We start from the raw sequence: 13,704 nt of genomic DNA, 5'->3' as shown, positions 1-13,704 counted from the left end.
CCCGAAGGCCCTGATGCGCCGCCGCTTCGCACTTAGCCGCAATAGGCGCGGATGATCCTGCCAGTCTTCGGATCGGTCTCGATGGTCACCCGCTCCTTGCGGTAATCCATCGTCACGCCCTGCCCCGGGCGAATCTGGCGCACGATGGTCGCGCCGGTGATCTGCTGAGCCTCGGCATCGCTGATACGGGCCTTGCCCGCCAGCGTCTCGGCCGCATCCTCGCGGCAGGTGCCGGGCAAGCCGGGCGCGGCCCCCACCGGCGCCTGCTGCGCATCGCTCTGGCAGGCCGCCAGCGTCAACGCAGCCAGCGAAAGCACCCCAGCCGCCAGAAATCTCTGCGCCATCATCACAACCCCTTTCAGGCAATTCGAACGATCGCCGGAGGCTCTACGATCGCGTTGAGGCGCAGCCATGGCAAGGGGATGGCCGTGCTCAGGCCGCGAGCCCCGCGGCCGGGCTCGCCGGGAACTGGGTGTGCCATGCCGCCAAGGCGTCCCGGCCGGCCTCGGTCAGCGCGTAGACGCCACGCCCGGAGCGCTCGAACCAGCCATAGACATTGCGATGCAGGATCTTCTGGGCGTCCGGGCAGGACGGCTTGAGATCGCGCGGGCGCTTCGGCTCGACAGCCATGGCCGCCGCGCAGGCCAGCGCCTGCTGGCGATAGGCCGTCATGATGGGCTTGCGCGTACCGCCGCCCATGGCGGGGTCGCCCTGGCGGCGCTTGTGCTCGTCCACCAGCCGCGAGCGCCGGCGCGGGTCCTTGCGCGGCGTGAGCGCGGCCGGCGACACGAGAATCGCGACGTCGCCGGCCTTGGAGACGCCGAGCAGGCCGAAGCCGAGGCGCCGACAGAGATTGCGGTAGCGCGGATCGCTCTCGCGCCCCTTGCCCCGGGCGGAGAGCTGAGCCGCCAACCAGATCTCGTCGCCGAGGCTCAATCGATCGACGCCCTGCAAGATGAGCTCCAGATTGAAGCTCAGCTTGAGTTCACCGATCACCACGACGGATGGATCGCCATCGCGCAGCCCGACGAGGTCGCACGGCCCGATCTCGCCCTTCACAGTATAGCCGAGCCCTTCGAGGAAGCGCTTGACGGGCAGATAGAGCGACGTTTCCACATCCACCTCCGGAGAACAGATCGCCATCTTGACCGCCAGTCGTTTCGGAGAAGCAAACGCCAGCAGGCGTCCGATGGCTCAAACGAAAAATCCACCCGCCATGGGCCGAGATCGTCGGCCGATGGCGGGTGGATTGATGTCAACGGTCTGCGGTCAGCCGCGAGTGCGGTCCGGGCAGATCGAACCGCCCCCGGTCACTCCCACTCGATCGTGCCGGGGGGCTTCGAGGTCACGTCGTAGACGACGCGATTGATGCCCTTGACCTCGTTGATGATGCGGGTCGCGGCGCGGCCGAGGAAATTCATGTCGAAGGGGTAGAAATCCGCCGTCATGCCGTCGACCGAGGTCACGGCGCGCAGCGCGCAGACATGGTCGTAGGTGCGGTAGTCGCCCATCACGCCAACGGTGCGCACCGGCAGCAGCACCGCGAAGGCCTGCCAGATCACGTCGTAGAGGCCGGCCTTGCGGATTTCTTCGAGATAGATCGCATCCGCCTTGCGCAGGATGTCGAGCTTCTCCTTGGTGATCTCGCCCGGGCAGCGGATGGCGAGGCCCGGCCCCGGGAAGGGATGGCGGCCGACGAAGGCCTCGGGCAGGCCGAGTTCGCGTCCGAGCACGCGGACCTCGTCCTTGAAGAGCTCGCGCAGCGGCTCGACGAGCTTCATCTTCATGCGCTCGGGCAGGCCGCCGACATTGTGGTGGCTCTTGATCGTGACCGAAGGCCCGCCGGAGAAGGAGACGCTCTCGATCACGTCGGGATAAAGCGTGCCCTGCGCCAGGAAATCGGCGCCGCCGAGCTTGGCGGCCTCGGCATCGAAGACGTCGATGAAGAGCCGGCCGATGGTCTTGCGCTTGGCCTCGGGATCAGAACCGCATTTGGCGAGCTCGGTCAGGAAAAGCTCTTCCGCCTCAACATGCACGAGCGGGATGTTGTAGTGGTCACGGAACAGGCGGACGACCTCCTCGGCCTCGTTCATCCGCATCAGGCCATGATCGACGAAGACGCAGGTGAGCTGGTCGCCGATCGCCTCGTGGATCAGCACCGCCGCCACCGCCGAGTCGACACCGCCGGAGAGACCGCAGATCACGCGGCCGGTGCCGACCTGCTCGCGGATCTTCTTCTGCATCTCGGAGCGATAGGCCGACATGCTCCAATCCGGCTTGCAGCCGCAGATCTCGACCACGAAATTGCGCAGCAGCTTGCCGCCATCGGGGGTGTGGACCACCTCGGGATGGAACATGGTCGTGTAGAAGCGCCGCTCTTCGTCGCTTGCCACCGCGAAGGGAGCGTTCTCCGAGGTCGCCTTGACGGTGAATCCGGCCGGAAGCTGAGTGACCCGATCGCCATGGCTCATCCAGACCGGATAGCGGCCGCCCTCTTCCCAGACTCCCTTGAACAGGGCCGAAGGGGTGACGATCTCGACATCGGCGCGGCCGAATTCGGCAGCGTGGCCGCCCTCGACCTTGCCGCCGAGCTGATGCGCCATGGTCTGCTGGCCGTAGCAGATGCCCATCAGCGGGATGTTCGCACTGAAGACGGCTTCGGGAGCGCGCGGGCTGCCCTCGTCCGGCACCGAGGCTGGGCCGCCGGAGAAGATCACGCCCTTCGGCTTCATGCGGGCGAAAGCCTCGGAAGCGGACTGGAACGGGGCGATCTCGCAGTAGACGCCGATCTCGCGGATGCGCCGCGCGATCAGCTGCGTCACCTGCGAGCCGAAATCGATGATGAGGATGGAGTCGTGATGGGGCTGAGCGCTCGTCATCGCGTTCCGTTAATGGATCGCGCGGGCGCGTGCAATGTCCGCGACCGACTCAGTCCCCGCGCTGGAGGCAAGCCAGATAGAACCCGTCCGTGCCCGTGCGGCGCGGCGAGAGCTGCAAGCCGTAGGCCGTGCCGAAGCGGGCGAGCAGCGAGAAGTCGCTTTCGGCGCCCTTGAGCACGTCGATCGGCGCGATCGCAGAGAAACCCGGATGCTTGCCGAGAAAGGCACGAATGGCCTCGTCGTTCTCCTCGGGCAGCACCGAGCAGGTGATATAGGCGATGCGGCCGCCCGGCTTCACCAGCCTCGCGGCCCGCGCCAGCACCTCTGCCTGGTCCTTGATGCGCTCGGCCAGCGCGCCGGGGCGCACGCGCCATTTCGCATCAGGGTTGCGCCGCCAGGTGCCGGAGCCGGTGCAGGGGGCATCGACCAGCACGAGATCGACCTGACCGGCAATATCGGCAAAGGGCTCGTGGCCGCGCGAGCGGGGAATGCGGACCTCGACGATGCTCGCGCCCGAACGCGTGAGCCGGTCATGCAGCGGCGCGAGGCGGCGGCTGTCGAGATCGGTGGCATAGAGGCTGCCGCGATTGGCCATTAGCGCGGCGAGCGCCAGCGTCTTGCCCCCTGCCCCGGCGCAGAGATCGATCACGGTCTGGCCGGGCTGGGCGCCGGCGAGCAGCGCCACCAATTGCGAGCCTTCGTCCTGAATTTCGAAGGCGCCGGCGAAGAAGCCGGGCTCGGTCTGCAGCGAGGGGCCGCGGCCGTCATGGCCCGGCTGGAAGCGCAAGGCGTCGGGCGACCAGGGGCCCTGCTCCGGCTGGAGATGGGCGAGATCCTTCAGAACGGCGTCACGGCTTGCCTTGAGGCGGTTGACGCGCAGGTCGATCGGCGCGCGGGCGGCCAGCGCCACGCCCTCGGCGATGGCAGCTTCGCCCAAGCCGGCGCGGAAGGAGGGCCAGAGCCATTCCGGCACATCCGCCTGCACCCAATCCGGCGCACCTTCGACCGAGAAGGCCGTGAGCAGCGCGGTCTCGTCGTCGCTCAGGGGCTGCGGCGCGTGGTTCTCGCCCGAGCAGAGCTCGGCGATCTCGGCAACGCCGAGGCCGCGCAGGCCCGCGAGCATGCCGAGGACGAGCGCGCGCGGGGTCTCGGCAGCCATCGCATAACCGGACGAAGCCTTGCGGCGCAGCGCGTCATAGACCAGCGAGGCGACGGCGGCCCGGTCCTTCGAGCCGGCGAAACGGCGCGACAGTCCCCAGTCCTTGAGCGAATCGGCGGCCGGCCGGCGGCGCTCGACGATATCCTGGAGCACCTCGATGGCGGCGCTGATCCGGGCGGCTGGGGTCATGACGCTTCAATCCTGGCGTCGGACGGGTTCCGAAACGCCGCAAAGACGGGGTCGAACAAGTTTCGACCGATTCAAGCATGACGCAGGGGCATAAAGCCCCCATCGTCACACTCTTGACGCGGTCGTTCCACAAGCGGAAAGACGATGCAACCGCATGTCGCGGTCAACGGGATCTCCACACATGAAAAGCGCCAGCCGCATCCTCATCCTGAGCCTCGTCGCGCTCGGCCTCGCCGCCTGCGCCACCCAGCAGCCGGACTACACCCCGCCGGCCTCCAAGCGCCTCGACGCCAAGACCACGCTCGAGAACCGCCGCTGAGATTGCGCGGGCGGCTGCGGCATCGCGGCCGATAGTCCCGCCCGATCGGTGACCGCACAAGCCCGCCTCCGCTTTCGCCGGGGCGGGCTTTGTGGTTGGGACGCGGCCGGCAGTTGGAAGGAGGAATGACTGTTACGGGTCGGAAGCGGACCTCACCGCAGGCGTCATCAGTCGAAGCGCAACCTTAGAACACTGTAGGCTCGCCGGGAGCCCAGGGCGATATACGACATGAGGCCCGCCGGTGTAGATCGCCGGACCTTAGTCAGCGATAACCCTGGCTCTGGGTGCGCAGCTTGGCCTGAAGCTCGCCTTGGAAGAAATTAATGCAATTATCTTTTTCAATCTCACGTATTTTGCCGACATGGGCATTGATTATACCCGGATCACTCAGCGATCTAAGTTTTGGGTCGCCACAAAACTCGACACTATAAGCATTAAGTTTATTGTAGTCCTCTAGTGTCAAATCAGACACTGCAGGGTCGCACCAAACACTGTCATCGCCATAATTTCTTTTGCCAATCAGATACATAATAGATTGAAATACATATATATATGGAGATTTATCTTTTGTTATCTTGAATTTTTCGATCCTGTCTGATGCCTTGATTGGAATATAATTCTCGATGCTATCCACAACACCGGATATCGATGAAATCAAATCGATTTCATTTGCCTCCCTTGCGTCCTGCTTGCATCGAACAAACCACTGACTGATCGGATTTTCCCCTAATTTATTGCCGATAACATGGGAAGCTATGAGCCGCGTCTTCCAGCCGCTTTTCCAATTGGTGCTCTCTCGAACTATAGCAACTGCCCCGGCCGGCATCGGCGCAGAGAGTCCAGGTTTAACGCACTTATCCATTATGCCAAGCGATTGAAGTTTTGAAGAATAATACAGATACATCCAATCCATTTCTCTGCATTCTTCAATGTCAACAATAGAATATCTTTTAGCTGATCCTAATTCTATTTTCCCGTTAATTCCTCTTCTATTTACGTTACTACTTGAAGAATATATGTTATCAAATGAGTTTTTATTTGCAAGAATGGCGATCCATATCGAATCTTCTGGAGATATTACGAGATCCTTTATTTTTCCTATAGATTTGCTTAATTTTACCGTTGAATGAATCTCGTCTTCGATTCGGCTTAACTCGTCTCGCCTATCTCGTTTCTCTTTTTCTGATCTATTAATTGAATAACTTATGAACAAGACTGTTGATGTCAGACATGCCACGCACCCTACGACGTGAGATTTAGTGATGCTGGCGATGTTTATGAGAACTATTACTAAAATGACCGCTAGGCCGGCGACAAATGCTGTCAAAAAAGGCCCCGCGCCGCCATTGGCCAGCACGAATCCGGCGCCGACCGATCCAAGCCCGCCAACGAGTAGTGCGACAAAACCAATCGGAATTAGGCCAAGGAAGAGAGTCGCGAAAAAACCCTCAATGACTTTCTGGGCATCCATTCTACTCACCGACTTGTTGAGCAGATGATCTGATATGCCGCAGGTTAAATTTGCGTGGCCGGTGGCTGCGCCTTGAAACGATGACGCTATCGCCCATTCCTCACGTCACCACGGGGTGCCCAGGCATCCTCTGAGAACATGCCGCGCAACACTGCCTTGCTGGCATCAGCAAGCTGGACATGGAACTCGTGGAGCAACGCCCGAAGCGCCAGGCGCACCGAGCCGCCCCGCACGCCTCCACCTGTGCTCGACTGAGGTCGATCAAACGTCAGCAATGGGTCGAAAGCCGACCCAGGTCCGCGCCTCTTTCCCACTACCCATAGCGCCGCTGCCACCTACCGCACCCAACGACACTCCCTTCAAATCCAAACTTTGGCCTTCATGGCCGTGTCATATCCGCCCTCTTAAGGTCGCCCGCATTTCCGCGAGGCTGGGCCCGATCATGACAAAGCACCTCCTTCTCTCGACGACGCTTCTCGCCGCGCTGGCCTTCCAGGCCCCGGCCGCGCTCGCGCAGGCCGCCCCGACACTGTCGGGCCAGAAGCCGATCATCGTCGCCCATCGCGGCGCCAGCGGCTATCTGCCTGAGCATACGATCGAGGGCTACAAGCTCGCGATCCAGCAGGGCGCCGATTTCATCGAGCCGGACCTCGTCTCGACCAAGGACGGCGTGCTGATCGTCCGTCACGAGCCGATGCTATCAGGCACGACCGATGTCGCCGAGCGCCCGGAATTCGCCAGCCGCAAGACCACCCGCAAGGTCGACGGCGTCGACACCACCGACTGGTTCGCCAACGACTTCACCGCGGCCGAGATCAAGACGCTGAAGGCCAAGCAGGCTTTCGCCGATCGTGATCCCTCGCATAACGGCAAGTACCTGATCCCGACCTTCCAGGAGGTGATCGACCTCGCCAAGGCCGAAAGCGCCCGCACCGGCCGTACCATCGGCATCTACCCCGAGACCAAGCACCCGACCTATCACGCCGCGCTCGGCCTCGCCTTCGAGGACAAGCTCCTCGACATGCTCAAGGCCGCCGGCTGGACCGACAAGACCGCCCCGGTCTTCATCCAGAGCTTCGAGACCGCGAACCTGAAATACCTGCGCCCGAAGACGCAATTGCGCCTCGTCCAGCTCGTCGATGGCGACGGGGTCGACAAGGACGGCAAGGTCACGCTGGTGGCGCCCTTCGACCGCCCCTACGACTTTGCCGTGCTCGGCGACAAGCGGACCTTCCAGGACATGCTCTCGGCCGAGGGCCTGAAGGAGATCGCGACCTATGCCGACGGCGTCGGCCCGTGGAAGCCCTACCTGATCGGCGCCAGGCAGACGATCGGCGCCGACGGCAAGCCGCAGGACCTCAATGGCGACGGCGCGATCGACGAGCGTGACCGCACCTTGATCGCCCCGACCAATGTCGTGAAGGACGCCCATGCGGCGGGCCTGCTGGTCCATAGCTGGACCTTCCGCAGCGAGCCGAAGCGGCTGGCCTCCGACTTCAAGGGCGATGCCGGCGCCGAGTACAAGGCCTTCTTCGCGCTCGGGCTCGACGGCCTGTTCTCGGACTTCCCCGACCAGGCCGTGAAGGCGCGCGACGGCAAGTAAGCGCCCTCGCCTCGCGAAACGCGCGGCGCCGTGCCATCGAAACGAAAAGGGCGCGCCGGGAAGCCGGCGCGCCCTTGTCCTTGAAAAGGTCTTCCGGCCTCAGTGCAGGATCTGGCTGAGGAAGAGCTTGGTGCGCTCGTGCTGCGGGTTCTTGAAGAACTCGTTGGGGGTGTTCATCTCGACGATCTGGCCGGCATCCATGAAGATGACACGGTCGGCGACCTGGCGGGCGAAGCCCATCTCGTGCGTCACGCAGAGCATGGTCATGCCCTCTTCGGCCAGCGAGACCATGGTGTCGAGCACTTCCTTGACCATTTCCGGGTCGAGCGCCGAGGTCGGCTCGTCGAACAGCATGATCTTCGGGCTCATGCAGAGCGAGCGGGCGATCGCGACGCGCTGCTGCTGGCCGCCCGAGAGCTGGCCCGGATATTTGTGAGCCTGCTCGGGGATCTTGACGCGCTTGAGATAGTGCATGCCGATTTCCTCGGCATCCTTCTTCGGCATCTTGCGCACCCAGATCGGCGCCAGCGTCAGGTTCTCGAGGATCGTCAGATGCGGGAACAGGTTGAAGTGCTGGAACACCATGCCGACGTCGCGGCGGATCTCGTCGATCTTCTTGAGATCGTTGGTGAGCTCCGTGCCGTCGACGATGATCTGGCCCTTCTGGTGCTCTTCCAGGCGGTTGATGCAGCGGATCATGGTCGACTTGCCCGAGCCGGACGGCCCGCAGATGACGAGCTTCTCGCCGCGGCCGACCTTCAGGTTGATGTCGCGCAGCACGTGGAACTCGCCGTACCACTTGTTCACGCCGATCATCTCGACGGCGGTTGCGGTGTTCAGCGAGGTCTGCTTCAGCGCCGCGGGGCGGGAGCCGGTCGTCTTGGTTTCTGCCATTGCCATGGTTGTCGTCCCTCTCAACGTTTTTGGCCGGCGGCGAGGCGCTTTTCGACCGCGATCGAATAGCGCGACATTCCCCAGCAGCACAGGAAATAGAAGATGGCTGCGAAAGCGTAGCCTGTCGACCGTGTCGTGGGCGTCGCCCAGGTCGGATCGATCAGCGTCGCCTCGATGGTGCGCAGGAAGTCGAAGATGCCGACGATGGTGACCAGCGTCGTATCCTTGAACAGCCCGATGAAGGTGTTGACGATGCCCGGGATCACGATGCGCAGCGCCTGCGGCAGGATGATCAGGCGCATCATCTGCCAGTAGCCGAGGCCGAGCGACATCGCGCCTTCGTACTGGCCCTTCGGCATCGCCTGCAGGCCGCCGCGCACCACCTCCGCCATATAGGCGGCGGCGAAGAGCGCGACGCCGATCAGCGGCCGCAGCAGGCGGTCAGGCGACCACTCCTGCGGCACGAAGAGCGGCAGCATGGTATTGGCCATGAACAGCACGGTGATCAGCGGCACGCCGCGCACGAACTCGATGAAGATCACCGAGAGCAGCTGGATCGCCGGCAGCCGCGAGCGGCGACCGAGCGCGAGCAGCACGCCGAGCGGCAGCGAGAAGACGATGCCGACCGCCGAGATCAGGAAGGTCACGGTCATGCCGCCCCAGAGGCCGGTATCGACGCGCGGCAGGCCGACCTTGTCGGCGAGCAGCGCCAACAGGCCGAAGACGACGAGCGAGATCAGGATCAGGCGCTTCGGCCGGTAGAAGCGCTGCCAGGCCGGCATCGCCTCCTCGACCGCGACCTGTCCCTCGCCGATCCAGAACTTCATCACCCCCGGCGCGAAGGAGAGCAGCGTGTAGAGCACCGCCAGCGCGAAGGTTGCGATGATCAGGAAGCGCAGGAAACTCTCGGCGCGCGGGCCGCCGAGCAGCAGAATGAAGGCGCTCGCCGGCAGGATGACGAAGAAGAAGAAGAAACCGACCTTCTTCAGCGGCATCCTGTTCCAGAGCAGCCAGACCACGCCGAGCGCGAACATCACGAAGACGATGTTGACGCGCCAGCGCTCCGACACCGGATAGGAGCCGTAGATGAAGTACTGGAGCCTGTCCGCGACATAGGCCCAGCACGCCCCGACGGGGCGGCCGACCTTGTCGGCAAGGCAGGCATCGCGGTTCGTGCCGGTCCAGACCGCATCCAGGAAATAGAAGCGGACCAGCCCCGGCACCGAGTCGACCACGAGCCAGACGCAAAGCAGCGTCAGGATCGCGTTGAGCGGGCTGGAGAACAGATTTCCCCTGATCCAGGCCAGCGGGCCGGCGACGGAGAGCGGCGCCGGCTCCTGCGGAAGCGTCTCCTTGCGGACGAAGGCGTAGGGCGCGTTTTCGGTTGTTGCGTCGGTCATCGCGCGGCCCTCACCGTTCCACCAGCGCCATGCGCTTGTTGTAGATGTTCATGAACAGCGAGGTCACCAGCGAGATCGTCAGATAGACCGCCATCGTGATCGCCACGACCTCGACCGCCTGGCCGGTCTGGTTCAGCACCGTGCCGGTGAAGACCTGGACGAGATCGGGATAGCCGATCGCGACCGCCAGCGACGAGTTCTTGGTCAGGTTGAGGTAGTTGGAGGTCAGCGGCGGGATGATGACGCGCATCGCCTGCGGGATGACGACGAGCTTCAGTGTCGGCCCGCTGCGCAGGCCCAGCGCATGGGCCGCCTCGCTCTGGCCCTTAGAGACAGCGAGGATGCCGGCGCGCACGACCTCGGCGATGAAGCCGGCCGTATAGGTCGTCAGGCCGATCAGCAGCGCGACGAACTCGGGGAAGATCTGGATGCCGCCACGCAGGTTGAAGCCGGCAAGCTCCGGATAGATGAAGGAGACCGGCCGCCCGGTGACGAAATAGACCAGCAACGGCACGACCACGATCAGGCCGAGCGCGACCCAGCCGATCGGATATTGCCGGCCGGTCGCCGCCTGCTGCTTGCGGGCCCAGTGACGGAAGACGAAGGTGGCGACGAGGCCGATCAGGAAGGCCCAGACGATCAGGCTGCCGCCGGGCCCGAGCTGCGGATCGGGAAGGTAGAGGCCGCGGTTGTTGAGCAGGGCGCCGGTCGGGAGCTTGATCGAATCGCGCGGGTTCGGCAGCGGCTTCAGCACCGCGTTGTACCAGAAGAAGAGCTGGAGCAGCAGCGGGACGTTGCGGATGACCTCGACATAGATCATCGCGAGCTTCGAGATGACCCAGTTGTTCGAGAGGCGGGCGACGCCGACGAAGAAGCCGAGGAACGTCGCCAGGATGATGCCGAGCCCGGCAACCAGCAAGGTATTCAGAAGGCCGACGATGAAGGCGTCGCCATAGGTCGAGCCGCCCGAGGCGGAGAACGGGATCAGCTTCTGGTTGATGTCGAAGCCGGCGGCGTTGTGCCAAAACCCGAAGCCGGAGGCGATCTTCTGCGCACGCAGGTTCTCGATCGCGTTCGATGCCGCCGACCAGATCAGGAAGGCGACGACCGCCACCAGAGCGATCTGATAGACATAGCCCCGGATCTTAGGGTCGTAGAACAACGACGCCTTGCCGGGTGATACCTGTTCGCTGGGAATGCTCGACACCTGTCACGCCCTTTTTGTTTCGCTTGTCGTAGCCGGCGATCCTGCGGCGGTGCGGTTGCGCCGCGGTCGTCTTGTTGTCCGTGCCACTGTTCTGGTCTTGCGAGCGGCGCCCGGCCGGAAAGCCGCACGCCCCTCTTTTCAGCCCCCGATCCCGGCCCGCGTCATACGCTGAGACAGGTATCCGGCGCCGGCAACCGCCGACGCAAAGCATATCTTCATGCGGTTCCCCTGTTCGGAGCGGGTTTGTCCCGCTCTCGGCTTGTGAGCAAGTCCCGGGCCAAGCAGCCCGAACCTTGCGTCGTTTCCTTCGTCTCGCGCAGGGCCTTGCGGCCCTGTTTCATTTTCGCACCGGATTTAGCTCCGGCTTCCTTCAGCGGATCGGAGGAGCGTATTGCAGGCCACCCCGAGTCCACAGCGCATTCTGGCCACGTTCGATCCTCAGAGGCGAGTCCCGACCGAGGTTTCTCTCGAAAGATTCACCATAATTGCCGACATGACGCAGAATGCGATAGGCCCAATCGCGATTGAGCCCCATCGCTTCGCCGAAAGCGCCCTCGATTCCGAGCAGGCGCCGGATATCAGGCCGCTCCGAGGAGCGCATCGCCTCGACATTGCCTCGGTCAACTCCCAGCTCCTCGGCATTCACCATGGCGAAGAGCGTCCATTTGACCAGATCGAACCATTGATCGTCGCCATGGCGCACGGCGGGGCCGAGCGGCTCCTTGGAGATCGTCTCCGGGAGGATGACGTGCTCCTGCGGCGCCGAAAGCTTCATCCGCTGGATCGCGAGGCCGGCCCGGTCATAGGCATAGGCGTCGCAGCGGCCGCTGGTATAGGCATCGACGGTCTCGTCGCTGCCCTTGAACGTGACGATCTCGTATTTCAGCCCGTGGCCGCGGAAGAAATCGGCGACATTGAGCTCGGTCGTGGTGCCCTGCTCGGTGCAGACGGAGGCGCCGGAAAGCTGCAAGGCCGAGGTGAGGCCAAGCCTGGCGCGGACCATGAAGCCCTCGCCGCCGTAGAAATTGATGCCGGTGAAGTTGAGGCCGAGCGCGGTGTCGCGCGCCATCGACCAGGTCGAGGTTCGCGAGAGAAGATCGACATCGCCGGTCTGGAGCGCCGTGAAACGGTCCTTCGACAGCAGCGGAACGAACTTCACCTTCTCGGGGTCGTCGAAGATCGCCGCGGCGACCGCCCGGCAGAGATCGACATCGAAGCCGGTCCAGCGCCCGTCCCTGTCAGGGACCGAGAAGCCGGCCAGCGAGGGCGCCACGCCGCAGACGACAGCCCCGCGATGCTTCACCTGCTCCAGCAGGCCGCCTTCCGGAGCGGCTCGCCCGCTAACCGGCGCGAGGCTCGCCAGAGCGGCGAAAGCCATCGCGCAGAGGGGCGGCATCCTTGCTTTTCCCATGGCGGAACAGGCCCTGGACGACAGCAGCGACGGCACCGTGCGGCAATCGAACACTCAGACTCCGCGCTTCAGCGACTCAAGCCGCCACAAGGCGCGTACGCGAAACGGAAACGGGGCGCCGGTCTGACCGGCGCCCCGCAACTTCTCAGCGAACCGGCGGGGCGTATTGCAGGCCGCCCTTGGTCCACAGGCCGTTCTGGCCGCGGGCGATCTTGAGCAGCGAGCCCTGGCCCACGTTACGCTCGAAGGATTCGCCGTAATTGCCGACGTGCTTGACGATGCGGACGACCCAGTCCGGCGTCAGGCCGACCTGCTCGCCGAACTTGCCCTCGGTGCCGAGCAGACGCTTGATCTCCGGGTTGTCGGACTTGAGCTGCTGCTCGACATTCGCCTGGGTCACGCCGAGTTCCTCGGCGTTCAGCATGGCGAAATGGGTCCACTTCACCAGGTTGAACCACTGCGGATCGTTGTTGCGGACGGACGGGCCGAGCGGCTCCTTCGAGATGATCTCGGGCAGGACGAGATGCTCGTCGGGGTTCGCCAGCTTCAGGCGCTCGGCATAGAGGCCCGAGGCGTCGGTGGTGAAGGCGTCGCAGCGGCCGGCGTCGTAAGCCTTGACCGTCTCGTCCGAGGTCGCGAAGGCGACGACTTCGTACTTGAGGTTGTTGGCGCGGAAGTAGTCGGCCAGGTTGAGCTCGGTCGTGGTGCCCTGCTGGGTGCAGACCGAGGCGCCGTTGAGCTGCAGCGCCGAGTTCACGCCGAGCTTCTTGCGAACCAGGAAGCCCTGGCCGTCATAATAGTTCACGCCGGTAAAGAGCAGGCCGAGCGAGGCGTCGCGCGTCATCGTCCAGGTCGAGTTGCGGACGAGCACGTCGACTTCGCCCGACTGGAGCGCGGTGAAGCGATCCTTGGCCGAAAGCGGGATGAACTTCACCTTGTTGGGATCGTTGAAGATCGTGGCCGAGATGGCGCGGCACAGATCGACGTCGAGACCCTTCCAGTTGCCCTGCGCATCCGGCACGCCGAAGCCGGCGAGGCCGGTGTTCGAGCCGCAATTCAGGATGCCGCGCTGCTTGACCTGCGCCAGCGTGGCCTGAGCCGAGGCCCCGCTCGCGGACAGCGCCATGCCGATCCCTGCCGCAAGGGCGGCTGCAACAAACTTTTTCATCGGT

At 63.8% G+C, this 13,704-nt stretch carries 12 protein-coding genes; 2 read left to right on the top strand and 10 right to left on the bottom strand.

Annotated features, from left to right (window positions below; all coding sequences use genetic code 11):
- Positions 1–32: 32 nt before the first annotated feature.
- The 4 genes from WFK61_RS14705 to WFK61_RS14690 all read right to left on the bottom strand — a co-directional run bounded on the left by WFK61_RS14705 (position 33) and on the right by WFK61_RS14690 (position 4,227).
- Positions 33–347, bottom strand: coding sequence for an I78 family peptidase inhibitor (locus tag WFK61_RS14705; protein ID WP_336812837.1), 315 nt, complete (start codon positions 345–347; stop codon positions 33–35).
- A gap of 85 nt (positions 348–432) precedes the next feature.
- Positions 433–1,116 (bottom strand): DUF2161 domain-containing phosphodiesterase, encoded by a 684-nt coding sequence (locus tag WFK61_RS14700; RefSeq protein ID WP_336813012.1) that lies wholly within the window; start codon positions 1,114–1,116, stop codon positions 433–435.
- 194 nt (positions 1,117–1,310) lie between these two features.
- Positions 1,311–2,879: a glutamine-hydrolyzing GMP synthase gene (guaA, locus tag WFK61_RS14695; protein ID WP_336812835.1), complete on the bottom strand. Its 1,569-nt coding sequence runs from the start codon at positions 2,877–2,879 to the stop codon at positions 1,311–1,313.
- A 49-nt stretch (positions 2,880–2,928) separates the two neighbouring features.
- Positions 2,929–4,227, bottom strand: a complete 1,299-nt coding sequence (locus tag WFK61_RS14690; protein ID WP_336812833.1) for an RsmB/NOP family class I SAM-dependent RNA methyltransferase — start codon at positions 4,225–4,227, stop codon at positions 2,929–2,931.
- A 181-nt stretch (positions 4,228–4,408) separates the two neighbouring features.
- Between WFK61_RS14690 and WFK61_RS14685 the strand changes: the two genes are divergently transcribed.
- The gene (locus WFK61_RS14685) at positions 4,409–4,546 is read left to right on the top strand and encodes a lipoprotein (RefSeq protein ID WP_173046700.1); all 138 of its coding nucleotides are present in this window, start codon (positions 4,409–4,411) and stop codon (positions 4,544–4,546) included.
- A 262-nt stretch (positions 4,547–4,808) separates the two neighbouring features.
- On the opposite strand, the gene WFK61_RS14680 is transcribed toward WFK61_RS14685, so the two are convergent.
- Positions 4,809–6,017, bottom strand: coding sequence for a hypothetical protein (locus tag WFK61_RS14680; protein WP_336812829.1), 1,209 nt, complete (start codon positions 6,015–6,017; stop codon positions 4,809–4,811).
- 442 nt (positions 6,018–6,459) lie between these two features.
- On the opposite strand from WFK61_RS14680, the gene WFK61_RS14675 reads away from it, so the two are divergent.
- Entirely contained in the window at positions 6,460–7,620 is a 1,161-nt protein-coding gene (locus WFK61_RS14675) for a glycerophosphodiester phosphodiesterase (RefSeq protein WP_336812827.1), read from the top strand.
- A 99-nt stretch (positions 7,621–7,719) separates the two neighbouring features.
- Here the strand turns inward: WFK61_RS14675 and WFK61_RS14670 are convergent, their stop codons facing one another.
- From WFK61_RS14670 to WFK61_RS14650, 5 genes are all read right to left on the bottom strand, one after another.
- A complete protein-coding gene (locus WFK61_RS14670; RefSeq protein ID WP_374678830.1) occupies positions 7,720–8,514 on the bottom strand; it encodes an amino acid ABC transporter ATP-binding protein in 795 nt (264 codons plus the stop codon).
- Positions 8,515–8,534: 20 nt separating this feature from the next.
- The gene (locus WFK61_RS14665) at positions 8,535–9,914 is read right to left on the bottom strand and encodes an amino acid ABC transporter permease (protein WP_336812825.1); all 1,380 of its coding nucleotides are present in this window, start codon (positions 9,912–9,914) and stop codon (positions 8,535–8,537) included.
- Positions 9,915–9,924: 10 nt separating this feature from the next.
- Positions 9,925–11,121 carry an amino acid ABC transporter permease gene (locus tag WFK61_RS14660; protein WP_336812823.1) on the bottom strand — a complete coding sequence of 399 codons (1,197 nt, stop codon included), beginning with the start codon at positions 11,119–11,121 and terminating at the stop codon, positions 9,925–9,927.
- 370 nt (positions 11,122–11,491) lie between these two features.
- A complete protein-coding gene (locus WFK61_RS14655) occupies positions 11,492–12,517 on the bottom strand; it encodes an amino acid ABC transporter substrate-binding protein (RefSeq protein WP_336812821.1) in 1,026 nt (341 codons plus the stop codon).
- 160 nt (positions 12,518–12,677) lie between these two features.
- Positions 12,678–13,700, bottom strand: coding sequence for an amino acid ABC transporter substrate-binding protein (locus tag WFK61_RS14650; protein WP_336812819.1), 1,023 nt, complete (start codon positions 13,698–13,700; stop codon positions 12,678–12,680).
- Between the last annotated feature and the right edge of the window lie 4 nt (positions 13,701–13,704).

The sequence above is a fragment of the Allobosea sp. MMO-172 genome, assembly GCF_037147855.1.
Lineage (GTDB): Bacteria > Pseudomonadota > Alphaproteobacteria > Rhizobiales > Beijerinckiaceae > Allobosea.
Note: the sequence above shows the minus strand (reverse complement) of the source record. Positions and strands in the feature narration are given on the sequence as shown.